This window comes from Oleispirillum naphthae, assembly GCA_027864655.1.
Taxonomy (GTDB): Bacteria; Pseudomonadota; Alphaproteobacteria; order Rhodospirillales; family Rhodospirillaceae; genus Oleispirillum; species Oleispirillum naphthae.
On record JAQAZG010000002.1, the window covers coordinates 1 to 26,158 of the forward strand.

Consider the following 26,158-nt stretch of genomic DNA (forward strand, 5'->3'; position numbering starts at 1 on the left):
CCCCGCCGAACGCCATCGTGTTCGGTTCCGGCCTGATCCGCGTGCCCGACATGTTCAAATCGGGCATGACCTACAACATCATCGGTATCGTCATCTCCATCGCCGTGATGTCGGTGATGATGCCGATCGCCTTCGGCGTGAAGGTCTGATCCTTCCCGCCCGGACAACCCGGCAGCCCCGCCGTCCGCAAGGACGGCGGGGTTTTCCTATGGAATGAAGGGAAGGCGCGTCAGTCGCGCGCGGCCTCGGCCTGGGCGGAGCGCAGGCGCTTGATCTGGGCGGCGGAAAGGGCCTGCGGCAGGGCGGTGGCGCCGCTCATCGGATCGACCTGACGGCCGCCCGCATAGACCTCGTAATAGAGGTGGTTTCCGGTGGCGAGGCCGGAGCGCCCGACGTAGCCGATCACCTGGCCCTGGCGCACCCGCCCGCCGGTGCGGAGCCCGGCGGCGAAGCCTTGCAGGTGGGCATAGAGGGTCTCGATGCCGCCGCCGTGCCGCATCCGGATGAGGCGGCCGTAGTTGCCGCGCCGCCCGACGAATTCCACCGTGCCGTCGGCGGTGGCGAGCACCGGGGTCCCGGCGGGGGCGGAGAAGTCCACGCCCTTGTGGAACTGCGGGCGTTTCAGCACCGGGTGGATGCGCCAGCCCCAGGGCGAGGTGAGGCGGCCGCCGGGCACCGGTTCGCCCTTGGGCAGTTCGATCGTGCCGTGGCCGGAGGGGGCGACGAAGGCGGCGATGCCGCGCTGCACCGCATAGCGGGCGAGGCGGTGTTCGCGCCCTGCGGTGTCGGTAAGCGAAATGCGCATCAGCGCCGCGTCGTCGGCGCCGGGCTCGGAGGGCGCGGCATAGACGATGCGGAAGCGGGTTCCCGCGCCGGGGTTGACCGGCATGTCGGGGTCGAAGGCGAGCGCCTCGGCGATGTCGTCGATCACCGCGGGCGGCAGGCCGATATCGGCGAGCGTCGCGGCGAGGTCCGGCCCGGCGGTGCCACGCACCGAGCGCATCGGGCGGCGGCCCTCGCGCAGCGGCTCGCCGAAGGCGGCGGCATAGCCGCCGTCGCCGCGCGCCACCAGGGTGACGTCGGCGTGGGGGCCGGTTTCGTAGTGCAGGGAGAGGAGCGCGGATGGATTGCCGGAGACGCCGCGGCCGAGGCCGACGGCGATGCGGTCGCCGGGCCGCGGCGGGCGCGGCGCGGTTCCGGCGAGGGCGCCCTGCAGGGCGTCGCGGTCCTCCCGCGGGACGTCGAGGCGGGCGAGCAGGCGGTCCAGGGTTTCGCCGTGCTGCAGGGTGAATACCTGCGGCGCGGCGGCGGCGGCGGCCGGGCGCTCCGGGTTGGCGCGCGCCGCCGGGGCGGCGGCGCACAGCGCGAGCGCGGCGCAAGCGAGCAGGAGCCCGCGCCTCATCGCCGTCCCCACGCGGGGGAAACGGCCTGCGGACTGTCGGGAGGCAACATGCTCATCGGCGGTTCACTCTGACAAACGACGGAACTATGGAAACGGCGCACCGGGCGCGCGGCCTACGACAACGGGCCGCCGCAGAACGGGCAGACGGCGCGCGCCATCGCCACGGCGCGCTCGGCGTCGGAAAGGCCCTTGCTGCGCAGATAGGCGTCGATGCGCGCGCGCAGCTCGGCGTGCTGGGCCACCGCCTTGCAGGCGGGATCGGAAGCGGTGCAGGACTGCTCGGAGAAGGCGCGCGCCGCGGCGGGCGCGGCGAGCATGCCGAGGCTTCCGGCAATCGTGGAAGACAGGAACGCGCGACGGTTCATGGCCTCCCCCTCGTCTGAAGTTGCTGTCCCGTCAGTGATACCCTCCGGGTGGGGGCGGCGCAAGCCTGCAAGTGGGGCGGAAATCGGGCGTCAGGCCGCTGCGGCCAGGGCGCGGCTGATGCGGCGCAGCGCGGCGCGCACCCGCGCGTCGCCGATGCCGCAGAAGCTCGCCGCGAGGTCGGCGAACTCCCGCTCCATCGCGGCAGGGCAGGCCGCGGGCGCGGGTTGGCCGACGCCGGCGAACAGCGCCTCCACCGGAATGCCGAGGACGGTGCAGATTTCCCACATCCGGGAGGCGGAGATGCGGTTGAGGCCGCTTTCGTACTTCTGCACCTGCTGGAAGGTGATGCCGAGGGTGGCGGCGAGGCGCTCCTGGCTCAGCCCGGCGGCGAGGCGGCAGGCGCGCAGGCGGCGGCCGACCGCGACATCGACCGGGTGGGGGCCGCAACTCTTGGCGGAACGGGCCATGGCTTGCCTGCGAGGGTTGTTGGCGACAGCTTCCGACCTTAAGCGGCGGCCGCGGCGGCGTCAACGGGAAAATAGGGGAAAAATCCCCCGTTTTTCCCCTGAGGGCGTCAGAGCCCGGCCATGTCGTTGAAAGTGAGGATTTTGTGCAGGCGCGAAACGATGCCGCGGCCCAGCACCTCGCGCCACGGCGGGTTGAAGCGCAACAGCGTCACCGTCGCCTCGTCGCGCGCCGCGAGGCGGGCGACGCAGGCCTGCTCCAGGGCGTCGGGGGCGATGCGGAACACCGCGAGCACATAGTCGCCGACCCGCGGCGGCCGCTCCGCCGAAACGTAGACCAGCTCCCCGGTTTCGAAGCGCGGCGCCATGCGGTCGTCGGCGATGAAGAAGGCATAGACGCCGCGCGCCCCGGTCAACCCCGCCGGACGGTTGACGTATTCCACCGCGGAGTCCTCCAGGCGCAGGGTGGCCTCCGCGCCCGCCGCGGCGTCTTCGATGCGGTTGGCGCGGAACACCGGCACGTCGCGCGGCGCCCCGGCGGCGGCGATTCCGCCGCCGAGCAGCCACGCCTCGGTGGTTTGCAGCACTGCGGCGAGGCGGGCGATGGTGTCGGCGCGGGGGTGGCGGACGCGGCCGTTGAGGATGTCGCGGATCGCGTCGCCGCGCCCGAACGCCGCCACCGAGGCGGCGTGCGCGGAAAGCCCGAGTGCGGTCAGGCGGTCCTGGATGCGGCGGGCGATGTCGCTCATCGGTGCGGTCCGGAGCAGGAAAGGGGCGGGGTCCCGGCGCGGGACTCCGGGGAATTGTGACGGGGATTTCCCCCGGCGTCCACCTAAGAGTGCGGCGTCATCAGGGCGAGGGGGATGTCGGTGGCCTCGATCAGCGCGGGCAGGGGACCCGCCGCGTCGCCGTCGGCCTGCAGGCAGCCCGCGCCGGAAACCGCAACCCGCCGCGCCGCGGTCAGCCGCACCTCCGGCGCGGCGGCCAGGCGGCCCAGCATCAGGCGCAGGCCCTGGGGGAACACCCGCCAGCCCCCGGCCCGGGCGAGCAGCACCACCTGGAACCACGGCTCGGAGAGGTCGGCCGCAGGCGCCAGCACATAGGGCCCGCCATAGCGGCGGCCGTTGCACGCCACCACGCTCTGCGCGGCGAACTCCACGCCGTCCGCGCTGACGGTGAGGCCGGGGCAGCGCCCGGCGGCGGCGCGGCGCAACGTCTGCCACACATAGGCGCCCTTGCCGAGCCAATGCTTCAGCCGCGGCGTCACCGCCGCCACCACCGCGGCGTCGAAGCCCGCGCCCGCCATCATCAGGAAGTGGCGGTCCGGCTCGCCGTCGCGGCGGATGCGGCCGGGGTGCACGGTGCGCGGCGCGCCCGCAAGCAGCACCCGCGCGATCCCCGCCGCATCCTCCGGCAGGCCGATCTCGTGCGCCAGCACGTTGGCGGTCCCCAGCGGGATGAGGCCGAGGCGGAAGGCCTCCCGCGCCGGGTTGGCGATCAGGCCGTTGACCACCTCGGCGAGGGTGCCGTCGCCGCCCGCGGCGACGATCAGGCCGTCGGCGGGCGGCGTCGCCGCGGCGGCGATCGCCTCGGCGTCTCCGGCGCGCGCGGTGGGCCGAAGCTCCACCGCCGCGCCCGCGGCGGCAAGCTCCGCCAGCACCCGGTCGAGGCGGGAACGGCGGCGGCATCCGGCGGTGGGATTGAAGATCACGAGCATGCGGAGGGGAAATCCTTCACGAAATCGGCATCGAAGTCGAGTCGCGTTATTGAAATAAACATTCAATATGAAATTACGGTTTCATTTAAGTGAAACAAATATGAAAAGCGATTTTCTCTTGGTCAAAATAGTGGAAGGCAATGGCGAGTTGGCATAATAGTCGCCGCAACACCGCGCCGCGCGCACCAGGGATGTCAGGAACCTCGATGACCGCGATGGAAAACACCCTCACCTTCCGCTATCGCACCATCTGGATTTCCGACGTTCATCTCGGCACCCGCGGCTCCAAGGCGGAATACCTCCTGGACTTCCTCAAACGCACCGAAAGCGAAACCCTCTACCTCGTCGGCGACATCCTCGACGGCTGGCGCCTGCGCAAGGCGTGGTACTGGCCGCAGCCGCACAACGACGTGCTGCAGAAAATCCTCCGCAAGGCGCGCAAGGGCACCCGCGTGGTGATGATCCCCGGCAACCACGACGAATTCCTGCGCGGCTACACCGGGCTCGAATTCGGGCGCATCCCGATCCACAAGCACGCCATCCACGAGGCCGCCGACGGCCGCAAGTTCCTGGTGGTGCACGGCGACGAGTTCGACGGCATCGTCACCTACGCCAAGTGGCTGGCGCTCCTCGGCGACACCGCCTACACCCTGGCGCTGCTGTTCAACCGTTGGTTCAACGCGGGCCGCCGCCGCCTCGGGCTGCCCTACTGGTCGCTCTCGGCCTACCTCAAGCACCGGGTGAAGAACGCCGTCACCTTCATCGTCAACTTCGAGACCGCGATGGCCGAGGTGGCGAAGAAGCGCGGCCTTTCGGGGGTGATCTGCGGCCACATCCATCACGCCGAAATGCGGGCGATCGGCGACATCCTCTATTGCAACGACGGCGACTGGGTGGAGAGCTGCACCGCGCTGGTGGAGCACTTCGACGGCCGCTTCGAGATCGTGCACTGGCTCGAAGGCGGCGGCCGCGATCTGGCCATCCGCGACGGCCTGCTCGAGGCCCCGGCGACGCCGGTGCGCCTGCCCGAACGGCAAACCGAAAAGGTGTGAATGCATGCGTATCGTGGTGGTGACCGACGCCTGGTATCCCCAGGTCAACGGCGTGGTGCGGACCTACGAGACGGTCGCCCGCCTGCTGGAGGCGGAGGGCCACCCGGTTTCCTTCATCACGCCGCAGCAGTTCCGCTCCATCCCCTGCCCGACGTACCCGGAAATCCGCCTCGCCATCGGCGCGCGGCGCAAGGTCGCCCGCCTCATCGAGGCGGCGCAGCCCGCCTGCATCCACATCGCCACCGAGGGGCCGCTGGGGCTCGCCGCGCGCGCCTATTGCCGCCGCCGCAAGCTGCCGTTCACCACCTCGTTCCACACCAAGTTTCCGGAATACGTGCACGCCCGCACCCGCCTGCCGGTGCGCTGGGGCTACGCCGCGGTGCGCTGGTTCCACAAGCCGTCGCGCGCGGTGATGGTCGCCACCGACGGCATCGAGGCGGAGCTTGCCGCCTGGGGCGTGGGCAGCATCCGGCGGTGGACGCGCGGCGTCGATACCGATCTCTTCCGCCCGTACGGCAAGGCGCTGTTCGACCACCTGCCGCGCCCGGTCAGCCTCTACGTCGGGCGCGTCGCGGTGGAAAAGAACATCGAGGCGTTCCTCGCCCTCGACCTGCCGGGCACCAAGGTGGTGGTGGGCGACGGGCCGCAGCGCGCCGGGCTGGAAAAACGCTTCCCCGAGGCGGTGTTCGCCGGCGCTCGCGCGGGGGAGGACCTCGCCCGCCACTACGCCGCCGCCGACGTCTTCGTCTTCCCCAGCCGCACCGACACCTTCGGCCTGGTGCTGCTGGAGGCGCTCGCCTCCGGCGTGCCGGTGGCGGCCTATCCGGTGCCGGGGCCGCAGGACGTGCTCAACGGCAGCGCCGTCGGCGTGATGGACGAGGACCTGGGCCGCGCCGCGCAGGCGGCGCTCGCCATTCCCGCCGCGGATTGCCGCGACTTCGCCCTCTCCCGCAGCTGGGCGGCGAGCGCCGCACAGTTCCTCGACAACCTTTCCCCCTTCGACCCGGCCAAGGCCTTCCCCCAGCCGGGGTAAAACCAAAACCTCGCGGAGGGTTGCGGACCCTCCGCACCTCCCCTTGGTTTTGGTTTTTGCGCGCAGCGTCATAAGACTACGGAGGTTGCAGCCAAGGTGCCGCCTGCCGCTGCGCGGCGAAAAACAAGTCATGGGGTGCGCGAGGGGACCGAGTCCCCTCGCGGCGTTTTTGTTTTACGGGGAGACGGTCCGGCAGCGTTTGTCTTGCATCCGCAGCGTGTCTCGCGCATCTTCGCCCCACCGGGGTGGTTTTCCGTTGGCTTGAAGCATGTTGTGGATCAAAGACGTTACGCGCGGCCCCGCCGCGCAGGAAGCCGTCAACTGGCTCGCCGCGCAGTACGCGCGTTTCGCGCGGTGGACCGGGCGGGTTTCCGCCATCGGCGAGGAGCACCGCGAGGCGGCGCACGCGATGCGCGGCGACGGCGCGGCGGTCTATGCCTTCTGGCACGCGCGCCTGTCGTTGATGTGGGCGTTCCCCGGCGTGGTGCGCCGCCGCACCTTCGTGCTGATCTCGTCGCACCGCGACGGCCGCCTGATCGCCCGGGTGATGGAGCGCCTGGGACTCAACGTGATCACCGGATCGACATCCCGCGGCGGCACCGCGGCGCTGCGCGAGATGATCCACGACCTCAAGCGCGGCAACCGCATCGGCATCACCCCGGACGGGCCGCGCGGCCCGCGCATGCGGGTGCAGATGGGCACCATCGTGCTCGCCCATGCCTCCGGCGCGCCGATCCTGCCGATCGCCTTTTCGGCGCGGCGCTGCCGCTTCCTGAAATCCTGGGACCGCATGCAGATGCCGCTGCCGTTCAGCCGCGGCGTCTATATCTTCGGCGAGCCGGTGGTGGTGCCGCGCGAGGCGGAGAACCTGGAGCCCTACCGCCTGCTGCTGGAGGAGCGCCTCAACGCGATCACCGCCGAGGCCGACCGCCTGATGGGGCACGCGCCGACCCCGCCCGCCGATCCCGGCGACGTCAGGGGGGCGAAGCGATGATCCTGCCCCTCTACCGCGGCGCTACCCGGCTGCTCTCGCCGTTCGTGCAGGTTTTCCTCGGCCGCCGCCGCGCCCACGGCAAGGAATCCGCCGACCGCTTCCCCGAGCGCATGGGCCTCGCCTCGGCGGAGCGCCCCGCCGGGCCGGTGGTGTGGCTGCACGCCGCGAGCGTGGGCGAGGCGATCTCGCTTCTGCCGCTGATCGAGGCGATCGGCGAGGGCTGGCCGGGGGTGACGCAGATGCTCACCACCGGCACCGTGACCTCGGCGGAGATGATGGGCCGCCGCCTGCCGCGCACCGCGATCCACCAGTTCGTGCCGGTGGACCTGCCGAAGTACGTGCAGCGCTTCCTCGCCCACTGGCGGCCGGGCCTGGCGATCTGGGCGGAAAGCGAGATCTGGCCCAATCTGCTCACCGCGACCCAGGACTCCGGCTGCGCCCTGGCGCTGGTCAACGGGCGGATGAGCCCGCGCTCGTTCGCGCGCTGGCGGCTGTTTCCGGGCACGGCGCGGCGGCTGTTCGGCGCGTTCGACGCGGTGTTCGGCCAGACCGAGGACGATACGGAGCGCCTGCGCGTGCTCGGCGCGGCGGCGGCCTCCTGCGTCGGCAACCTCAAGTTCGCAGCGCCTCCCCTGCCCGCCGACGCCGCGGCGCTGGCCGAGCTGGCCGCCGCCATCGGGCCGCGCCCGGCGTGGATGGCGGCGAGCACCCACCCCGGCGAGGACGCCTCCGCCGGGCGGGTGCACCGCCGCCTGCGCGGCGACATTCCCGGCCTGCTGACCCTGGTCGCGCCGCGCCACGCCTCGCGCGGCGACGAGGCGGAGGCGGAGCTTGCCGGTCTCGGGCTTGCGGTGCGCCGCCGTTCGCGCGGCGAGTTGCCGGAGGCGGGCACCGACGTCTACCTGTGCGACACCATGGGCGAGATGGGGGCGTTCTACCGCGCCGTGCCGGTGGTGGCGATGGGCAAATCGTGGATCGGCCAGGGCGGGCAGAACCCGCTGGAACCGGCGCGCCTGGGCTGCGCCGTGCTGTTCGGTCCCTATATGGACAACTTCCGCGTGATGGCGGAGCGCATGGTCGCCGCCGGGGCGGCCGCCCGCTTCGCCGACGAGGAGGGGCTGGTCTGCGCGCTGGCGGGGATGCTGGGCGCGCTCGACCGCTGCCGCAAGATGGCCGACGCCGGGGCCGCCTTCGCCGTCGCCGAGGCGGGCAGCGTCGCCCGCGTCGTCGATGGCCTCGCGCCGCTGCTCGACCGCCTGGAGGGCGGGCGATGACGCCCCCGGATTTCTGGATCGAAGGCGGACCGCTCGCCCGCCTGCTGGAGCCCCTGGGCGGGCTGGTGGCTCTGGCCGGGTGGCTGCGCCGCGCCGCAACCACCCCCTGGCGCGCGCCGGTTCCGGTGTTCTGCGTCGGCAACATCACCGTCGGCGGCGCCGGCAAGACCCCGGTGGCGCTGTGGCTCGGGCGCTTCCTCGCGGCGGAAGGGCGCAAGCCCGCCTATCTGTCGCGCGGCTACGGCGGTTCCGCCACTGGGCCGCTGCTGGTGGATCCCGACTCCCACGACGCCGATCTGGTGGGCGACGAACCCCTGCTGCTCGCCGCCGTCGCGCCGACCTGGGTGGGCGCGGACCGCGTCGCCTCCGCCAAGGCGGCGGTGGCCGCGGGCGCGGACTGCCTGATCCTCGACGACGGCTTCCAGAATCCGCGCCTCGCCAAGACGGTTTCCCTCGTCGTGGTCGATGGCGCGGTCGGCTTCGGCAACGGCAAAGTGATGCCCGCCGGGCCGTGCCGCGAGCCGGTGCGCGTGGGCCTCGCCCGCGCCGACGCGGTGGTGCTGATCGGCACGGACGCGCAGAACCTCGCGCCGCGGCTGGCGAAGCGCCTGCCGGTGTTTTCCGCGCGCATCGCGCCGCGGGCGGATGCGCAAAAGTTCGCGGGCCGCGAGGTGGTGGCCTTCGCCGGGATCGGGCGGCCGGAGAAGTTCTTCGCGACGCTTGCCGCCCTCGGCGCCAAGGTGGTGCGGCGCATCGCCTTTACCGACCACCATCCCTACAGCCAGGCCGACATCCAGCCGATCCTCGACGAGGCCTATCGCCGCCGCGCCATCCCGGTGACCACCGAGAAGGATGCGATGCGCCTGCCGCCGGACCAGCGCCAGCAGGTGGACGTGCTGGCGGTGGAGATCGCCTGGGACGACCCGGAGCCGCCGCAGCGCCTGCTGCGCGCCGCCCTGGGCAGTTGAGGAGGCCGCGATGTCCCGCTGGTTCGCCCGCACTATCCTCGACCCGCTCACCGCCGCGCTCGCCGCGCTGGTCTATCACGGCGTGCGCCTGCTGCCGGTGGACGCCGCCTCGGCGCTCGGCGGGCGGCTGGCGCGGCTGATCGGTCCGCTCTTGCCGCTGCACCGCGTGGCGCGGGACAACCTCTGCGCCGCCTTTCCCGAGAAGCCGGAAGCCGAGATCGCAAAAATCCTCTCCGGGATGTGGGACAACCTGGGGCGCACCTTCTTCGAGATGCCGCACATCGTGCACATGGTGGAACAGGGCCGGGTCGAGATCGTCGGCCTGGAGCACGTCGAGGCGCTGCGCGACGACGGCCTGCCCGGCCTGTTCTGGAGCGCGCATACCGGCAACTGGGAACTCACCTGCATCGGCGCGCGCGTCGCCGGCATGCCGCTGCACCGCATCTACCGCCGCGCCAACAACCCCCGCATCGAGGGGCTGTTCCGCGAGAGCCGGGACTTCGTCGAGGGCGAACTGCTGCCCAAGGGGGCGGCGGGCGCGAAGCGCGCCATGGCGCTGCTGAAGAAGGGCGGTCACCTGGCGATGATGCTGGACCAGAAGATGAACGACGGCATCGCCGCGCCGTTCTTCGGCCGCGACGCGATGACCGCGTCCGCGCTCGGCGCCTTCGCCCTGCGCTACGGCTGCCCGGTGGTCGCGCTGCGCGCCATCCGCACCGGGGGGGCGCATTTCCGTCTCGAGTTCTACCCCCCATATACCGTCGAGGACACCGGCGACCGCGCCGCCGACGAACGCGCGGCGATGATGCGGGTCAACCGCACCATCGAATCCTGGGTGCGCGAACACCCGGACCAGTGGCTGTGGGTGCACCGCCGCTGGCCGAAGCCCACCCCCGCCGCATGAGGAGACGCGTATGGTCACCCTGTCGCCGCCGCTCGGCCCGTTCGGAACCTCCGCCCCAGACTTCCTGCTGCCGGATGCGGTCTCCGGCGAGAGCATCAGCCTCGCCGACGTGCGCGGCAACGAGGGCGCCGTGGTGATGTTCATCTGCAACCACTGCCCGTTCGTGCGCGCGGTGATCGACCGCATCGTGCGCGACATGCGCGAGTTGGAACCCCTGGGGGTGAAGGCGGTGGCGATCATGTCCAACGACGTCTCCGTCTATCCGGAGGACGACCCCGCGGCGATGAAGGCCTTCGCGGCGCGCCACAAGTTTCCCTTCCCCTATCTCTACGACGAATCCCAGGCGGTGGCGCGCGCCTATGGCGCGGTGTGCACGCCGGATTTCTTCGGCTACGACCGGGCGCTCCGGCTGCGCTACCGCGGGCGGCTGGACGCCTCGCGCATGGAACCCGCGCCCGCGGGCGCGAAGCGCGAGCTGTTCGAGGCGATGCGCGCCATCGCCGCGGGCAAGGAGACCGGGGAGCAGATCCCGAGCCTCGGTTGCTCGATCAAGTGGCGGGGCTGAGGCGCGTTTTCTCTCCCATGGACTTCACCGCGAAGTCCCCCTATTGTAGGCGCGGACCGCTCGCGCGGAGGCATTCGTGCGCGCCGTTTTTCCGTTTTTTCATGCCGGATTTTCCCGATGTCGCCGAAGTCTCCTGAACTCTACAAGCAAGCCGAAGAAAAGCGCCGTCTCGAGCAAGAGGCCGCCGCGCAGAACAGCCTCTTCCGCGAGGTCGATGACGACCTCAGGCACGACCGGATGCTGTCGCTGTGGAAGCGCTACGGCCTCTGGATGATCGGCGCTGCGGTGGCGGTGGTGCTCGCCGTGGCGGGCTATCAGGTCCACAAGTATATGCAGGAAAGCGAGCGCGCCGAACAGGCCGCCGCCTTCGACGCGGCGGAGGCGGCGCTGGCCGCGTCCGACCCGGCCAAGGCGATCGGCCTGCTCTCCGGGCTGGAGACCAAGGGCAACGCCGGCTACCGCACGCTGGCGCGGTTGCAGCACGCCGCCCTGCTGCTGGACCAGGGCAAGCACGAGGAAGCCCGCGCCCTCATCCGCGCGGTCGGCAAGGATGCGGGCACGCTGCCCGCCTACCGCGACCTCGCGGTGGTGCAGGATGCCCTGGCGGGCATGGACGGCGACGACCCCAAGGCGCTGGAGGCGGCGCTGGCGCCGCTCACCGCCGCCGGGCACCCGTGGCGTCACGTCGCGCTGCAGCTTTCCGCCCTCGCCATGGCGCGCGGCGGCGAGCCGGGCCGCGCCGCCGACGCGCTCAAGGAGATTCTCGACGATCCCGATACCCCGCCGGACCAGCGGGCGATGACCGAGGCGCTGCGCACCGTGTTCGCGCGCGACGCCGCGGCGAAGCAAGGGGGCTGAGCATGCGCAAGGGGCTTCTCACGGCGGCGGCGATGCTGGGGGCGTTGCCCTTGCTCGCCGCATGCGGCGGCGACTGGTTCGGCGAGCCGGAAGGGCCGCCGCTGCCCGGCACGCGCATCTCGGTGCTGCTGCACGACACCAAGATCCATCCCGACGCCGAGGCGGCGAAGACCAAGATCGCGCTGCCCAAGCCGCAGCCCAATGCCGAGTGGCCGCAGACCGGCGGCCTCTCCCATCACGACATGGAGCACCTTTCCATCGGCGCGACCATCGCCCCGGTGTGGAGCGCCTCCATCGGCGCGGGCTCCAGCACCGACGACCACCTCATCGCCACCCCGGTGATCGGCGGCGGCGCGGCGTTCACCATGGATTCCCGCGCCCACGTCACCGCCTTCGATGCGAAGGACGGCTCCCGCCTGTGGCGCTTCGACCTCACCCCGGACAACGACGAGGACAGCGTGGTGCGCGGCGGCGGCCTCGCCTACGACAACGGCCGCCTGTTCGCCGCCAGCGGCCTCGGCGAGCTGTGGGGGATCGACGCGAAGAGCGGCGGCTTCTATTGGAAGGCGAAGCTGGACGCGCCCCTGCGCGCCGCGCCCACCGTCTACGGCGGCCGCGTCTTCGTGGTCACCGCGAGCAACCGCGTCGCCGCCTTCGCCGCGCGCGACGGCAAGAAGCTGTGGGAATACGTCGGCGCGGAGGAGCCCTCGGGCCTCCTCGGCGCGGCGAGCCCGGCGGCCGATCTCGGCGTGCTGGTGGTGGCGATGCGCTCCGGCGCGATCGCGGCGCTGCGCGTCGATAACGGCTCGCTCTTGTGGGAGGACAGCCTCGCCACCGGGCGGCGCACCTCCGGCCTTTCGGTGCTCGGCGACGTCAAGGCCCCGCCGGTGATCGCCGACGGCCGCGTCTATGCCATCGGCAACGCCGGGCTGGCCGCCGCCATCGACCTGCGCACCGGCGGCCGGGTGTGGGAAAAGGAGTTCGGCGGCGTCGATATGCCGTGGCTCGCCGGGGACTTCCTCTACCTGCTCACCAACAACAACGAGGTGGTGGCGCTCGATGCGAAGCGCGGCCGCATCCTCTGGGTGACGCCGCTCTCCACCTGGAAGAAGCCGGAAAAGCGCAGCGGCCGCATCATCTGGACCGGGCCGCTGCTCGCCTCCGACCGCCTGCTGGTGGCGGGCTCGCACGGCTATGCCCTGTCGATCTCGCCCTATACCGGCAAGGTTCTGGGCTATGCGTCGCTGCCCGACGGCGTGACCGTGCCGCCGGTGGCGGCGGGAGGGAGCGTCTATTTCCTCACCGACGGCGGCGACCTCGTGGCCTACCGCTGAGGTTAAAAACTTTCCGGAGGGTCTTTCCTCCGGGGGATTTCCACCCTCAAATCGCCCCACCGGGGCGATTTGTCCCCTGCGGGGACCGGGGTTCCAATACCCTCCGGACCTCCCTTAAGTTTTTCGCCGCGTGCCTCCGGCGCTTTGCGCGTACAAAGGAAGGAGGTCCGGGGCATCGCCCCGGGTGGGGCGCGGGGCGGCAGCCCCGCTGAAGGAGCGGAACCGAAACATGACCCTGACCGTGGCGATCGTGGGCCGGCCCAATGTCGGCAAGTCCACGCTGTTCAACCGCCTGACCGGCCGCCGCACGGCGATCGTGCACGACCTGCCGGGGGTGACGCGCGACCGCCGCGAAGGCGACGCGCAGGTGGGCGACCTGTTTTTCCGCCTGATCGATACCGCCGGGCTGGAGGACGAAAGCGACCTCTCCACCACCGAGGGCCGGATGCGCGCCCAGACCGACGTGGCGATGCGCAGCGCCGACGTCATTTTGATGATGGTGGATGCGCGCGCCGGGGTGACGCCCTTGGACGCCCACTTCGCCGACCTGCTGCGCCGCCAGGACAAGCCGGTGATCCTCGTCGCCAACAAGTGCGAGGGCCGCGTCTCCCAGCCCGGGCTGTTCGAGGCGTTCGGCCTCGGCCTCGGCGAGCCGGTGCCGGTCTCCTCCGAGCACGGCGAGGGCATGGGCGGCCTCTACGAGGCGCTGCGCCCCTATGCCGACGCCGCCGACCCGCCCGCCGACCCGGATGCGGAACCCGCCGCGGCGGAAAGCGGCGACGACGAGGCGGTGCTCGCCGCCAGGCCGCTCTCCCTCGCCATCGTCGGGCGGCCCAACGTCGGCAAGTCCACCCTGGTCAACCGCCTGCTCGGCGAGGAGCGCATGCTCACCGGGCCGGAGGCGGGGCTGACCCGCGACGCCATCACCTCCGCCTTCGAATGGCGGGGCAGGCCGCTCACCCTGGTCGATACCGCGGGCCTGCGCCGCAAGGCGCGGATCGAGGAAAGCCTGGAAAAGCTCTCCGCCCAGGATACGCTGAACGCGGTGCGCATGGCCGCCGTCGTCGCCCTGGTGCTCGACGCCAACGCGGTGCTGGAAAAACAGGACCTCACCATCGCCCGCCACGTCATCGACGAAGGCCGCGCCCTCGTCGTCATCGTCAACAAATGGGACATCGCCGACGACAAGGGCGAAATCCTCGAACGCCTCAAGGACCGCCTCGCCAACGCCCTGCCGCAGGTGCGCGGCATCCCCTTCGTCACCGTTTCGGCGCTCAAGGGCCACGGCATGGACCGGATGATGGAAACCGTCTTTTCCATCTACGACACCTGGAACCGCCGCGTCCCCACCCGGCCGCTCAACGAGTGGCTGAAGGAAATGACCGAACGCCACCCACCGCCGCTCGGCGGCCTCGGCCGCCGCCTGCGGGTGCGCTATATCACCCAGGCGAAAATCCGCCCGCCGACCTTCGTCGCCTTCGTCTCCCGCGCCGCCGACATGCCGGACTCCTACGCCCGCTACCTGGTCAACGGCCTGCGCGACGCCTTCGGCCTCGACGGCATCCCGATCCGCCTCCACCTGCGCCAGGGCAAGAACCCCTACGCCGGGAAGGAGTAGGGGAAGGGAAAAACGTTGCGAGGGGTCTTGGACCCCTCGCGCACCCCATAACTTTTGGGTTTTGCGCGCAGCGCCTAAGCGTGCAACATCCTACATTTGGATGTTTAGCCACAAAAGTACTGTTTCGCCATCTTGTCATGTAAATCTATTTTTTCTTCTGCATATCCAATGCGGAATGAATTTTGACGACACCATGAGAAATATTTTTCTACTTCTTTGTGTTTATTGCACCCATCTGCATCGTCGAACCATTTGTGCCAAGATAATGGGATCGGATTAGTGCTTCCTTGAGCAAATGATCTTGCTGATTCATGAATAAATACACCAAATGGTGGCGCGTGTCTCTCAGACTGATGGGCTTGAATCATGGGGATGCCGAGAAGTATTGATTCTCTATATTTCATCTCTATCCAATTATTTTTATCTATCGTGCCCGCCGTTTTTTGGAATGCACTGTCTGGTATATCTTTTCCGTGTATAACAGGACCGAAAGCTAGGGAACATCGTATTATGAATTTATAAATTTCCTTTGGCTCATTTGAAAATTCAGAGAACATATCAGAAAACAGGGCATTTATAAAATCTGTCATCGATGTTCTTTTTGTAGATGTTGCATAAACAGCGTCCATTATAGGGTATATTAATATGTCATCATTGATGTTTTTAGATACAGCCATGTGGAATTTTGATATAAAATTTGCAGACTCTGCAAGAGAACGGGACATTTTCTCTTGTATTCCCATTATATCTATCCACGATACATATTTATTTTGAGGTTTTGGGAGTTCTTTGGAGTTGAAGTATAACATTTTGCCACCCTCCTAGATTTTATTTGATCACGCATTGATGCACACTTTTTGGTTGATTGCCATCAAATTTAGCGCGCTTTGGAGACGAGGCTTATCGCAGGGCCTAACTTGCTGTTTCTTCTCCGTTTGAGCGGCTTGAGCAGGATGCCGTGACGGGATTCGGCGGGCATGGTATGGTGATGCGATGAGCAAGAGCATGAAGTCATCCAAGGGAACCTCCTCGGGTGGGCGCTTCGTCAGCGTCACCGTGGGCCGTTCCGCCTTCACCAGCGTCAGCGCGGTGGAGGGCATTCGCCTGTCGCGGGATGCGCAGGGTCGCTTTGCCGAATTCGACCGCAAGGGCCTCTCCCCCGCGCAGCGCCGCGCCGAGATCATCAAGGCGCATAGCCTCAAGACCAAGTGATGGCCGAATATGCGGCCATTCCCGATCCGTACTGCTATCCGGGAACCACGGTCCTGAGAAATCGCCTGGGCATCCGCGATGCCGGGCGATTGCAGGATTTCGAGGCCGAAATCACCCATCAGCGTGCCGACGAGCCGCTGCCTTCCGGCCGCTTGAGCTATACCCACTACAAGGCCGTGCACCGCCACCTATTCCACGACGTCTATGCCTGGGCCGGCCGCGTTCGCACCGTGCGGATCGAAAAAGACGAGAGCGTATTCTGCTATCCCGAACATATCGACGCACAGATGCATCGGGCGTTTGCGGAATTGCGCGGGAAGAACCTGTTGCGCGGCCTCTCCCGCGAGGGCTTCCTTGTCGAGGCGGCGCATTTTCTTGCCGAACTCAACGCCGTGCATGCCTTCCGCGAGGGCAACGGGCGGACGCAGATGCTCTTCATGGCGATGCTGGCGGAACATGCGGGGCATCCTCTCGATCTTTCCCGGCTCGACCGGGACGCCATCCTTGCCGCAATGGTCGCGAGCTTTCATGGCGACGAAGCGCCGCTGCGGGAGCAGATACGCCTGCTGATGCGATAACGGTTTCGTTTTTCGCCGCGTAGCGGCAGGCGACATGCCTGTTGCCACCGCCGCAGGCTTATGGCGCTTCGCGCAAAACCAAAGTTATGGGAGGAGTGGAGGGACCGAGTCCCTCCACGAGGTTTTGGTTTTTTCTAACGCTTGCGCGGGTCGGTGAATTTGAGGCGGCAGAATGCCCAGGTGCCCATGTCGAGGTGGAAGTGGTCGTAGTGGGCCTTGTCGGAATCCGGCCCGAGCACGCCCTTGAACTGGGTGCACGCGCCCTGGCCGATGCTCTTGAGGAATTCCGACTTGTCGCCCGCGCCGTTCCAGTGGCGCGTCACCGAGACCTTGTCGCCGTTCGCCAGTTCGAAGATGCCGATGTCGATGGCGTTGGCCTTGGCGTGCTCGCTCATCTGGGTGCCGCCGGTGCGCTGGCGGCAGGCGTAGGTGCCGTAGTGGTGGATCACCGCCACCGGGCTATGCAGGATGCGCTCCGCCGCGGGCTGCAAAAACACCCCCTCGAAGGCCGAAAGCTTCTCCGCCAACGCGCAGGTCATCAGCGCCGGGGAGGACAGCTTCGCCCGCCCGAAACGGCTCACCTTCACCGCATTCCGCACCGTGCAGCCGCCGGAAGAAAAATCCGGCGCGGGCGCGAAATCCATGTCGTAGGTCGCCAGGCGGTCGAGGCATCGCTCCGGCAGCTTCGACGCGGGCGGCGGCGGGGATGCGCAGGCGGCAAGCAGCAGGGCCAGGGCGGCAACAAGGCCGGGCGCTGCCCGGACCCGCAAGGGGACTCGGTCCCCTTGACCCCATAACTTTTTGCGCGTAGCGCCATAAAGCCGAGTTGGGGCAGGGACCGGGTTTATCCCGCTGCGCGGAAAAACCGGAAACTTATGGGGTGCGCGAGGGGTCCGAGACCCCTCGCAAAGTTTTTGTTTTTCCGGCGCGGCCCGGGTCATGCCCGGATCAGGCAGCCGTTCTGGGTGCAGGACGGCGAAACGAGTTGGAGGAGGGCGGGGGCGAGGCTTTCCGGCGGGGGCAGGGTCATCGGGTCTTCGCCGGGGAAGGCGGCGGCGCGCATGCGGGTGCGCACCGCGCCGGGATCGAACAGGTTGGCGCGCACCGGGGTCTTGGCGATTTCCTCGGCGTAGGTACGGATCATCGCCTCCAGTCCGGCCTTGGAGACGGCATAGCCTCCCCAGTAGGCGACGCCGTGGGCCGCGCCCGAGGTGAGGAAGACGGCGCGCCCGGCCTCGGCGCGGCGCAGCAGCGGGTCGGCGGCGCGGAGGATGCGCCAGCTTGCGGTGAGGTTGGTGGCGACCACGCGTTCGAACTCGGGCGGGTCGATGTGGGCCATCGGGCTGAGCGTGCCGAGGATGGCGGCGGCGTGCAGCAGGATGTCGAGGCGGCCGAAGCGCGCGGCGATGGCGGCGGCCACGGCGTCCACCTTGGCGCCGTCGGCGATGTCGGCGGGGGCCAGCACCAGGGGCGGCAGGCCGAGGGCCTGCGCCTCGTCGTCGAGTTCGGTGAGCGCGCCCTCGGTGCGGGCCATCGCCACCACCGTGGCCCCGGCCTCGGCGAAGGCTTTCGCCGCGGCCCGCCCGATGCCGCGCGACGCCCCGGTGACCAGGGCGACGCGTCCGGCGAGCGGCCGGGCCGCGGCGGTCATTTCTTGCCGCCGCGTTCGACCAGAACGCTCGGGCGGGAGAGCAGGCCGTGGTCGTGGTCGGTGAGCTCCAGCGGGTAGTCGCCGGAGAAGCAGGCGTCGCAGTACTGCGGGTGCTCGGCCGCGCGCGCCGCGCCGCAGACGGCGCGGTAGAGGCCGTCCATGGAGATGAAGGCGAGGCTGTCGCAGCCGATCGCCTGCGCCATTTGCGCCTCGGTCATGCGCGCCGCCATCAGGTGTTCGCGTTCCGGCGTGTCGATGCCGTAGAAGCAGGGGAACACGGTGGGCGGAGACGAGATGCGCATGTGCACCTCGGAGGCTCCGGCGTGGCGCATCATGTCCACGATCTTCTTCGAGGTGGTGCCGCGGACGATGGAATCGTCCACCAGGATGATGCGCTTGCCCTTGATGATCTGGGAGTTGGGGCTGTGCTTCAGCTTCACCCCGAGGTGGCGGATGGAATCCGTCGGCTGGATGAAGGTGCGCCCGACGTAGTGGTTGCGGATGATGCCGAGTTCGAAGGGAATGCCCGAGGCCTGGGCATAGCCGATCGCCGCGGGCACGCCGGAATCCGGCACCGGGATCACCAGGTCGGCTTCCACCGGCTTTTCGTGCACCAGCTCTGCGCCGATCGCCTTGCGCACCTCGTAGACGCCCTTGCCGTCCATCAGGCTGTCGGGGCGGGCGAAGTAGATGTATTCGAAGATGCACAGCCGCTGCGGGAGGGCGGGGAAGGGCTTCTGCGAGTGCAGGCCCGCCTCGTCGATGATCACCACCTCGCCCGGCTCCACGTCGCGGAGGAAATCCGCGCCGATGATTTCCAGCGCGCAGGTCTCGGAGGCGAGGACGAAGGCGTCGCCCATCTTGCCGATCACCAGCGGCCGCACCCCCGCGGGGTCGCGCACGCCGATCACCGCCTCGGTGGAGAGCATCACCAGGGAGTATGCGCCCTTGACCTGGCGCAGCGCGTCGATCACCCGCTTCGGGATCGAGGATTCCAGGCTGGTGGCGATGAGGTGGACGATCACCTCGGTGTCGGAGGTGGACTGGAACAGGCAGCCGCGCTTGATCAGGCTGCGGCGCAGCGTCATCGCGTTGGTGAGGTTGCCGTTGTGCGCGATGGCGAAGCCGCCGCTCTCGAACTCGGCGAACAGCGGCTGGACGTTGCGCAGGATGGTTTCGCCGGTGGTGGAGTAGCGCACGTGGCCGATCGCCGAGTTGCCCGCGAGGCCGTTGATCACCGCCTCGGAGCTGAAGTTGGGGGCGACGTGGCCCATGCCCTTGTGGGCGTTGAAGCGCTCGCCGTCGCGGGCGACGATGCCCGCCGCCTCCTGCCCGCGGTGTTGCAGGGAGTGCAGGCCGAGGGTGGTGAGCCGCGCCGCGTCGTCGGTGCCGAAGACGCCGAAGACGCCGCATTCCTCCTTCAGGTGGTCGTCGTCGAAGGGCTGGGTGCTCAGGTGCGCGCAGGGGGTCATCATGGGTACCTTAACGGTTGGCGTCGATCAGGCGGTTCATCTCGCGGCGCTGGTCGTCGGCGTAGCCGCTGGAAGAGGAAGTGCTCTCCGGCTGCTTCGGCGCCGGGGCGCTCCAGGATTTCAGGGTCCTTTCCACCGCCATGGCGTCCTGGGCGGTATTCTTGGTCCGGGTGGCGGCGCGGCCGATCTCGGTTTCGAACAGCGAGGCCGGGGCGATGCCCTTCAGCGCGTCGGCGCCGGTGACGATCCACGGCGTGGTCTTCGCCCCCCGCATCCAGGTGGGCGGCGCGGACAGGTCGAGCAGCCAGATCATCGCCAGATAGGCGAGCACGATCAAAAGCGCGCCGCGCACCGCGCCGAAGACGAACCCGAGAGCCCGGTCCACCGGGCTGAGCGCGCTGCCCTTCACCCCGCGGCTCAAGGTGCGGGTGACCATGGCGGCGAGGAACAGCGTCGCGAGGAAGAGGACGACGGAGGCCCCGGCATCCGCGATCATGCGGTTTTCCACCATGGCGCGGGCATAGGGGCGCACCACCGGCAGGCCGAACACCACGGCCAGCACCGCGGCGAGCCATCCGGCGATGGAGAACACCTCGTGGGTGAAGCCGCGCAGGGTGGCGAACAGCGCGGAGAGGATCACCACCGCGAACACCACCAGATCGACCATCGGCAGGGGCAGGTTGCTCAACCGCTCTCTCCTCGGTTCTCCGTCACCGGGAACAACCCGGCGATATCCTGGGCGTGGCCGATCTCCTTGACCGCCAGGCCCGCGGGCGGGGGCGTCCTGCGGCTCGCGCCGGAGATCCGCCGCGGCATCAGGGCGGAGGCGAAGCCCAGCTTCGCCGCTTCCTTGAGCCGCAGGTCCGGCTGCGCCACGGCGCGCACCTCGCCGGAAAGCCCGATCTCGCCGAACACCGCCGCATCCGGCGGCGCCGGAACGCCCGAGGCCGACGAAAGCACCGCGCAGGCGACCGCCAGGTCCGCCGCGGGTTCGGTGATCTTCAATCCGCCTGCGACGTTCAAATAAACGTCATGGCCGCCGAATGCAATGCCGCAGCGCGCCTCCAGCACCGCAAGCAGCATCGAAAGCCGCCCGGAATCCCACCCCACCACGGCGCGCCGCGGCGTGCCGTAGGCGGTGGGCGCGACCAGCGCCTGGATTTCCACCAGCAGCGGGCGCGAGCCCTCCAGCCCGGCGAAGACGCAGCTTCCCGCCACGTTGCCGCGCCGCTCGGCGAGGAAAAGCGCGGAGGGATTGGCCACCTCGGAGAGCCCGGCGTCGGTCATTTCGAACACGCCGATCTCGTCGGTCGCGCCGAAACGGTTTTTGGTGGCGCGCAGGATGCGGAAATGATGCCCGCGCTCGCCCTCGAAATAGAGCACGGTGTCCACCATGTGCTCGACCACGCGCGGCCCGGCCAGCGTGCCCTCCTTGGTCACGTGGCCGACGAGGAACAGCACGAAGCCGCGGCGCTTCGCCAGGCGGATCAGCTCGTTGGCGCAGGCGCGCACCTGCGTCACCGTGCCGGGCGCGGAATCCAGGGTGTCCAGATACATCGTCTGGATCGAATCGATCACCACCACGTCGGGGGCCTGCGGCGCGTCCAGGCTGGCGACGATGTCCTTCAGCCCGGTCGCCGCGGCCAGCTCCACCGGCGCGTCCGAAAGCCCGAGCCGCCGCGCCCGCAGGCGCACCTGCTCCACCGCCTCTTCGCCGGACACATAGACGCACCGCGCGCCGCCCTTGGCCAAGGCCGCCGCGGCCTGCAACAACAACGTGGACTTGCCGATGCCGGGGTCGCCGCCGACCAGCAGAACCGATCCCGCCACCAGGCCGCCGCCGGAAACCCGGTCCAGCTCGCCGATGCCGGTGGCGCGCCTGGGCTCCGGCGCGCCCTCGCCCGAAAGCGGCACGAAATCCAGCTTGCGCCCGCCCGCCAGGGCCTTGCCCTGGGGCGTCGCGGGAACCGCCTCCTCGGCGATCGAATTCCACGCGCCGCACGCCTCGCACCGCCCCGCCCACTTGCCGTAAACCGCACCGCAGGACTGGCAAACGTACCGGGCCGCCGCCTTCGCCATGCCTCAGCCTCCGGAAGATGCGCAGGGCCTCGCCGCCGCGCCCACGGAAAAAATAAAACTTCCCGGAGGGACCCGGTCCCTCCGGACCTCCCTTAACCCTGGTTTTTGCGCGGAGCGCCATAAGCCCGTGGCGGTGGCGACAAATGCATTGTCTGCCGCTTCGCGGCGAAAAAAGGTATGGGGGGTGTGGGGGGACCGAGTCCCCCCGCAAAGTTTTATCTTTCGCGGGCCGCGGAGCAGCCTCATCGCCGCAGGTCCATGGTGATCGGGCCGTCGGCGCGGCCGTTGATGAACTGTTCGACGTAGGGGTTGCCGGATTTGTCGATATCGGCGATCGGGCCGACCCAGATCAGTTTGCCCTGGTAGAGCATGGCGACGCGGTCGGCGATCTTGCGCACCGAGGCCATGTCGTGGGTGATGGTGACGGCGGTGGCCCCCAGGCGTTTGACGCAGGTGACGATGAGGTCGTTGATCACGTCGGCCATGATCGGGTCGAGCCCGGTGGTGGGTTCGTCGAAGAAGATGATCTCCGGCTCGGTGGCGACGGCGCGGGCCAGCCCGACGCGTTTCTGCATGCCGCCGGAGAGTTCGGCGGGCCAGAGTTCGGCGACGTCGGCATTGAGGCCGACCTTGGACAGGGTTTCGACCGCGAGGTCGAAGGCGGCCTTGCGGTCCATGCCCTTGGCCTGGAGCGCGCCGAAGGCGACGTTCTCCCACACCGGCAGGCTGTCGAACAGCGCCGCGCTCTGGAAGAGCATGCCGATCTTGGCGTTGACGCGTTCGATCTGGCGGCCGCCCATGCCGACGACTTCCTCGCCGTCCACGGTGATGGAGCCGGATTCGGGCCGCAGGATGCCCTGGATGCATTTGATCAGCACCGACTTGCCGGAGCCGGAGCCGCCGATCACCACGACGGATTCGCCCGCCGCGATGTCGAGATCGACGCCGTTCAGCACGGCCTTGGGGCCGAAGCGTTTGTGCACGTCGCGCAGGCGGATTTTCGGGGCGGTTTCGGTCATCGCGGCCTCAGCGGGCGAAGAAGATTTCGGTGACGATGTAGTTGGAAATCAGGATCAGGATCGAGGCGGAGACCACGGCGTTGGTGGTCGCCATGCCGACGCCCTGCGCGCCGCCCTTGGAGTGGTAGCCGTTGTAGCAGCCCATCAGCGCGATGAGGAAGCCGAACACCCCGGCCTTGACCAGGCCGGAGACCACGTCGAGGGTTTCCAGCACGTCCCAGGTGTTGGCGAGGTAGCTGCCGGAATTGAAGCCGAGCTTGCCGACGCCGATCACGTAGCCGCCGAACACCCCGAGGATGTCGGCGACCAGCACCAGAAGCGGCATCATCAGCAGCCCGGCGAGCAGGCGCGGCGCGACGAGGTACTTGAACGGGTTGGTGGACAGCGTGGTCAGCGCGTCCACCTGTTCGGTGACGCGCATGGTGCCGATTTCCGCGGCCATCGAGGCGCCGATGCGGCCTGCGACCATCAACCCGGCGAACACCGGGCCGAGTTCGCGGGTGATCGACAGCACCACCACCATCGCCACCGCGCCCTCGGCCTGAAAACGGGAGAACCCGCTATAGCTTTGCAGCGCCAGCACCATCCCGGCGAACAGGGCGGTCAGGCCGACCACCGGCAGGGAGAAGTAGCCGATATCGAGGAACTGGCGCAGCACCTGGCGGGGGTAGAACGGCGGCCGGACCATGTGGGAGACGGCGATCGCGGCGAACCGCGCCAGCCGTCCGACGGCGCCGAGGAAACCGAGGAAAACCCCTCCGATCAAGGCGAGAAAATTCATGGTGCGGCGCCGTTCGTGTAAATCCGGTGGAGACGCGGGCCAAGCCGGGTCAGCAACTCATATGAGATGGTGCCCCCCGCCTTCGCCAGACCGTCGATGCTGGCATATTTACCGATAACGTCGATGGTGTCACCCGGCACGATGCTTCCGGCGGGCGCTGCGCCGATGTCGTAGGTGGCGAGGTCCATGGAAATCCGGCCCACCAGGCGGGCTTTCGCGCCCTTGGCGTCGGCGAACACCGGGGTTTCCGCCGCGCCGGTGCCGATGCTGCGCAGGAAGCCGTCGGCATAGCCGATCGCCACGGTGGCGAGCCTGCCCGGCCCCGGCGCCGCATAGGTCGCGCCGTAGCCGACGCGCTGCGGCGCGTCGATGTCCTGCACGTGGACGACGCGGGCGGACAGGCGGATCACCGGCTTCATCGGGTTTTCCGCCGCCTCGGTGGGGTTGCCGCCGTAGAGCGCGATGCCCGGCCGCACCAGGCCGAAGTGCGCGGCGGGGCCGAGGAAGATGCCCGAGGAGGCGGAAAGCGCCGCCTTCACCCCCGGCAGGCTGCGCACGAAGCCGGAAAAGCGTTCGATCTGCTGCGCGTTCTGCGGATGCGCGGGGGTGTCGGCGCAGGCGAAGTGGCTCATCAGCAGGGCGGGGGCGATCGCGGCGATGGCGGTTTTGTCGGCGGTCAGCGCGTCGAACTCGGCGCGCGACAGGCCGAGGCGGGTCATCCCGGTATCCACCTGGATCGCCGCGGGCTGCGCCGCGCCGCAGGCTTTGGCGAAGGCGGCCCAGTTTTTCACCTGCACGATGTCGTTGAGCACCGGGATCAGGCCGAAGGCGGCGAACTCCGCCTCGGTGCCCGGGTTGGGCCCGTGCAGCACGAAGATGCGCGCCTCGGGCAGGGCGTCGCGCAGGGCGGCCCCTTCCTCCAGGTGCGCGACGAAGAAGGTCTTGCACCCCGCGGCGGCCAGCGCGCGGGCCACCGGCGCGGCCCCCAGGCCGTAGGCGTCGGCCTTGACCACGGCGGAAACCTCCGCCCCCGGCGCGCGGGCGACGAGGGAACGCCAATTGGCGGCGACGGCGGCGAGATCGATGGTGAGAACGGCCCCGGCGCGCGCCAGGGCCGCCGGAACGGGGGCGGAAACCACGGGAGTTATCCTCCGTAGGGAAGGTGGTCGTCGTCGGTCCAATTGCCGAAGGTTGTGTACTCCCCATTGAAGTGCAGCACAACCGTATCGGTGGGGCCGTGGCGTTGCTTGGCGACGATGGCCTCGGCCCTGAACTCGGTCGCCTTAAGCCCGTCCTCCCACTCTTCGAGGGCGCGGGCGTGCCTGCCCTCGTCCTCGCCGTCCTTCTTCTGCGGGCGCTTGGCCTTTTTGTAATAGTGCTCGCGGTAGACGAAGATCACCATGTCCGCGTCCTGCTCGATGGAGCCGGATTCGCGCAGGTCCGAAAGCTGCGGATGCTTGTCGTCGCGGCTTTCCACCGCGCGCGAAAGCTGCGAGAGCACCAGCACCGGCACGTTCAGTTCCTTCGCCAGGATCTTCAGGCCGCGGGTCATCTCCGAAAGCTCCTGCACGCGGTTGCTCTCCCGCCGCGACGAGACGCCGGGGGAGAGCAGTTGCAGGTAGTCGATGACGACGAGGCCGAGGTTCGCCTGGCGTTGCAGACGCCGCGCGCGGGTGCGGATCGCCCCCACCGTCAGGCCCGGCGTGTCGTCGATGAACAACGGCACCTTCTCCAGCGCGCCGACCGCCGCGCCGAGCTTGTTGAAGTCGTCCTGGGTCATCTTGCCGGTGCGCATCTTGTGGCCGGGAATCTGCGCCTCGTTGGAGAGGATACGCGTCGCCAGCTGCTCGGCGGACATTTCCAGCGAGAAGAACGCGGTCACCGCGCCCGGACCGTCGGGGTCCTCCGACTTGGCGTAGGCGGCGTTGTAGGCGATCGAGGTGGCGAGCGCGGTCTTGCCCATGCCGGGGCGTCCGGCGAGGATGATGAGGTCGGAGTTGTGCAGCCCGCCCAACAGGTTGTCCAGGTCGATCAGCCCGGTGGTGACGCCGGACAGGCCGCTCGCCTTGTGCGCCGCATCCGCCATCTCCAGCGACAGCTTCAGCGCCGTCTTGAACGGGGTGAAGCCGCGCGCCGTCTCGCCGGTGGTGGCGAGCTGATAGAGCGATTCCTCGGTCTTGGCGATGCGCTGGTCGGCATTCAGTTCCAGCGTGTCGTCGAAGGACTCGTTGACCACGTCCTCGCCCAGCCCGATCAACTGGCGGCGGATGTAAAGCTCGTAGATCAGCCGCCCGTACTGCTCGGCGTTGATGATGCCCACCACCGAGGCGGCCAGCCGGTCCAGATAGCCGCCGCCGCCGACGCGCTCCAGCTCCGGCGTGCCGCCCATCACCCGGCGCAGGGTGATCGGGTCGGCGGTGTCGCCGTGCCCGTACATCGACAGGCACAGCTCGTAAATCCGCCGGTGCGTGCCGTCGGAGAAATGCTCCGGCTTCAACAGGTCGATCACCTTGTCGATCGCCATGTTGTTGTTGAGAATCGCCCCCAAAAGCGCCTGCTCCGCCTCGACATCGTAAGGCGGCTGCCGCACCGCGCGGGCCGTGGCATGCGCAACTTCGGAGAATATCGGATCGCTGATCTGGCTCATCCGCACACCCTAGCACGCGGCTTCGGAGGGGCGGGGGGCGAAGGCATCCACACCCCTGTGGATAGCGGGAATAACACCAGGCCGGGCGGCCCCTTGACCCCAGATGTTTCTTCTTTTGCGCGAAGCGCCATAGAACCATCGCGCGGCGTGACGGTCGATGGCCGCTGCGC

Annotated in this window: 27 protein-coding genes; 12 read left to right on the plus strand and 15 right to left on the minus strand. The window is 69.0% G+C overall.

The annotated features are described in order from the left end of the window. Positions 1 to 229: 229 nt before the first annotated feature. The 5 genes from O7R11_RS02200 to O7R11_RS02220 form a co-directional block, all read right to left on the minus strand. Entirely contained in the window at positions 230 to 1,402 is a 1,173-nt protein-coding gene (locus O7R11_RS02200; protein WP_337995847.1) for a M23 family metallopeptidase, read from the minus strand. Positions 1,403 to 1,515: 113 nt separating this feature from the next. Beyond that, entirely contained in the window at positions 1,516 to 1,767 is a 252-nt protein-coding gene (locus O7R11_RS02205; protein WP_337995848.1) for a hypothetical protein, read from the minus strand. Between the two features lie 90 nt (positions 1,768 to 1,857). Further along, positions 1,858 to 2,235 (minus strand): helix-turn-helix domain-containing protein, encoded by a 378-nt coding sequence (locus O7R11_RS02210; protein ID WP_337995849.1) that lies wholly within the window; start codon positions 2,233 to 2,235, stop codon positions 1,858 to 1,860. 107 nt (positions 2,236 to 2,342) lie between these two features. Further along, complete coding sequence (locus O7R11_RS02215; protein ID WP_337995850.1) at positions 2,343 to 2,981, minus strand: S24 family peptidase; 639 nt, start codon at positions 2,979 to 2,981, stop codon at positions 2,343 to 2,345. 83 nt (positions 2,982 to 3,064) lie between these two features. Next, positions 3,065 to 3,949 (minus strand): diacylglycerol/lipid kinase family protein, encoded by an 885-nt coding sequence (locus O7R11_RS02220; protein WP_337995851.1) that lies wholly within the window; start codon positions 3,947 to 3,949, stop codon positions 3,065 to 3,067. 206 nt (positions 3,950 to 4,155) lie between these two features. Here O7R11_RS02220 and O7R11_RS02225 point away from each other — a divergent pair, with 206 nt between their 5' ends. From O7R11_RS02225 to der, 10 genes are all read left to right on the plus strand, one after another. Beyond that, positions 4,156 to 5,001, plus strand: coding sequence for a UDP-2,3-diacylglucosamine diphosphatase (locus O7R11_RS02225; RefSeq protein ID WP_337995852.1), 846 nt, complete (start codon positions 4,156 to 4,158; stop codon positions 4,999 to 5,001). Positions 5,002 to 5,005: 4 nt separating this feature from the next. Then, entirely contained in the window at positions 5,006 to 6,034 is a 1,029-nt protein-coding gene (locus tag O7R11_RS02230) for a glycosyltransferase family 4 protein (RefSeq protein ID WP_337995853.1), read from the plus strand. Positions 6,035 to 6,302: 268 nt separating this feature from the next. Continuing rightward, positions 6,303 to 7,028, plus strand: coding sequence for a lysophospholipid acyltransferase family protein (locus O7R11_RS02235; RefSeq protein ID WP_337995854.1), 726 nt, complete (start codon positions 6,303 to 6,305; stop codon positions 7,026 to 7,028). Further along, positions 7,025 to 8,302, plus strand: coding sequence for a 3-deoxy-D-manno-octulosonic acid transferase (locus tag O7R11_RS02240; RefSeq protein ID WP_337995855.1), 1,278 nt, complete (start codon positions 7,025 to 7,027; stop codon positions 8,300 to 8,302). Before O7R11_RS02235 ends, O7R11_RS02240 begins: the two co-directional genes overlap by 4 nt. Beyond that, the gene (gene lpxK / locus O7R11_RS02245) at positions 8,299 to 9,270 is read left to right on the plus strand and encodes a tetraacyldisaccharide 4'-kinase (RefSeq protein WP_337995856.1); all 972 of its coding nucleotides are present in this window, start codon (positions 8,299 to 8,301) and stop codon (positions 9,268 to 9,270) included. Before O7R11_RS02240 ends, lpxK begins: the two co-directional genes overlap by 4 nt. 10 nt (positions 9,271 to 9,280) lie before the next feature. Further along, the gene (locus tag O7R11_RS02250; protein ID WP_337995857.1) at positions 9,281 to 10,174 is read left to right on the plus strand and encodes an LpxL/LpxP family acyltransferase; all 894 of its coding nucleotides are present in this window, start codon (positions 9,281 to 9,283) and stop codon (positions 10,172 to 10,174) included. A 10-nt stretch (positions 10,175 to 10,184) separates the two neighbouring features. Next, complete coding sequence (locus O7R11_RS02255; RefSeq protein WP_337995858.1) at positions 10,185 to 10,739, plus strand: thioredoxin family protein; 555 nt, start codon at positions 10,185 to 10,187, stop codon at positions 10,737 to 10,739. Between the two features lie 117 nt (positions 10,740 to 10,856). Beyond that, positions 10,857 to 11,597 (plus strand): tetratricopeptide repeat protein, encoded by a 741-nt coding sequence (locus O7R11_RS02260; protein ID WP_337995859.1) that lies wholly within the window; start codon positions 10,857 to 10,859, stop codon positions 11,595 to 11,597. 2 nt (positions 11,598 to 11,599) lie between these two features. Beyond that, on the plus strand, positions 11,600 to 12,931 hold the full coding sequence (locus O7R11_RS02265) for a PQQ-like beta-propeller repeat protein (protein WP_337995860.1): 1,332 nt from the start codon (positions 11,600 to 11,602) through the stop codon (positions 12,929 to 12,931). A 229-nt stretch (positions 12,932 to 13,160) separates the two neighbouring features. After that, entirely contained in the window at positions 13,161 to 14,549 is a 1,389-nt protein-coding gene (gene der, locus O7R11_RS02270; protein WP_337995861.1) for a ribosome biogenesis GTPase Der, read from the plus strand. A 104-nt stretch (positions 14,550 to 14,653) separates the two neighbouring features. Here the strand turns inward: der and O7R11_RS02275 are convergent, their stop codons facing one another. Further along, positions 14,654 to 15,358: a hypothetical protein gene (locus O7R11_RS02275; protein ID WP_337995862.1), complete on the minus strand. Its 705-nt coding sequence runs from the start codon at positions 15,356 to 15,358 to the stop codon at positions 14,654 to 14,656. 196 nt (positions 15,359 to 15,554) lie between these two features. Here O7R11_RS02275 and O7R11_RS02280 point away from each other — a divergent pair, with 196 nt between their 5' ends. Both O7R11_RS02280 and O7R11_RS02285 read left to right on the plus strand, forming a co-directional pair. Further along, positions 15,555 to 15,761 (plus strand): hypothetical protein, encoded by a 207-nt coding sequence (locus tag O7R11_RS02280; protein WP_337995863.1) that lies wholly within the window; start codon positions 15,555 to 15,557, stop codon positions 15,759 to 15,761. After that, positions 15,761 to 16,339, plus strand: coding sequence for a Fic/DOC family protein (locus tag O7R11_RS02285; RefSeq protein ID WP_337995864.1), 579 nt, complete (start codon positions 15,761 to 15,763; stop codon positions 16,337 to 16,339). The genes O7R11_RS02280 and O7R11_RS02285 overlap by 1 nt, the downstream gene beginning before the upstream one ends. 134 nt (positions 16,340 to 16,473) lie before the next feature. Here O7R11_RS02285 and O7R11_RS02290 read toward each other — a convergent pair whose 3' ends face one another. From O7R11_RS02290 to O7R11_RS02330, 9 genes are all read right to left on the minus strand, one after another. Next, positions 16,474 to 17,109, minus strand: coding sequence for an extensin family protein (locus O7R11_RS02290; RefSeq protein WP_337995865.1), 636 nt, complete (start codon positions 17,107 to 17,109; stop codon positions 16,474 to 16,476). A 167-nt stretch (positions 17,110 to 17,276) separates the two neighbouring features. Beyond that, a complete protein-coding gene (locus tag O7R11_RS02295) occupies positions 17,277 to 17,990 on the minus strand; it encodes an SDR family NAD(P)-dependent oxidoreductase (RefSeq protein ID WP_337995866.1) in 714 nt (237 codons plus the stop codon). Then, a complete protein-coding gene (gene purF / locus O7R11_RS02300; protein WP_337995867.1) occupies positions 17,987 to 19,465 on the minus strand; it encodes an amidophosphoribosyltransferase in 1,479 nt (492 codons plus the stop codon). The genes O7R11_RS02295 and purF overlap by 4 nt, the downstream gene beginning before the upstream one ends. Before the next feature lie 7 nt (positions 19,466 to 19,472). Then, positions 19,473 to 20,150, minus strand: coding sequence for a CvpA family protein (locus tag O7R11_RS02305; RefSeq protein WP_337995868.1), 678 nt, complete (start codon positions 20,148 to 20,150; stop codon positions 19,473 to 19,475). Continuing rightward, positions 20,147 to 21,541 (minus strand): DNA repair protein RadA, encoded by a 1,395-nt coding sequence (gene radA, locus O7R11_RS02310; RefSeq protein ID WP_337995869.1) that lies wholly within the window; start codon positions 21,539 to 21,541, stop codon positions 20,147 to 20,149. Before radA ends, O7R11_RS02305 begins: the two co-directional genes overlap by 4 nt. A 242-nt stretch (positions 21,542 to 21,783) precedes the next feature. Continuing rightward, the gene (locus O7R11_RS02315; RefSeq protein WP_337995870.1) at positions 21,784 to 22,560 is read right to left on the minus strand and encodes an ABC transporter ATP-binding protein; all 777 of its coding nucleotides are present in this window, start codon (positions 22,558 to 22,560) and stop codon (positions 21,784 to 21,786) included. Positions 22,561 to 22,567: 7 nt separating this feature from the next. After that, on the minus strand, positions 22,568 to 23,341 hold the full coding sequence (locus O7R11_RS02320) for an MlaE family ABC transporter permease (protein ID WP_337995871.1): 774 nt from the start codon (positions 23,339 to 23,341) through the stop codon (positions 22,568 to 22,570). Further along, a complete protein-coding gene (gene alr, locus O7R11_RS02325; RefSeq protein WP_337995872.1) occupies positions 23,338 to 24,480 on the minus strand; it encodes an alanine racemase in 1,143 nt (380 codons plus the stop codon). The genes O7R11_RS02320 and alr overlap by 4 nt, the downstream gene beginning before the upstream one ends. Before the next feature lie 5 nt (positions 24,481 to 24,485). After that, positions 24,486 to 25,988, minus strand: a complete 1,503-nt coding sequence (locus O7R11_RS02330) for a replicative DNA helicase (RefSeq protein ID WP_337995873.1) — start codon at positions 25,986 to 25,988, stop codon at positions 24,486 to 24,488. Positions 25,989 to 26,158 lie beyond the last annotated feature (170 nt).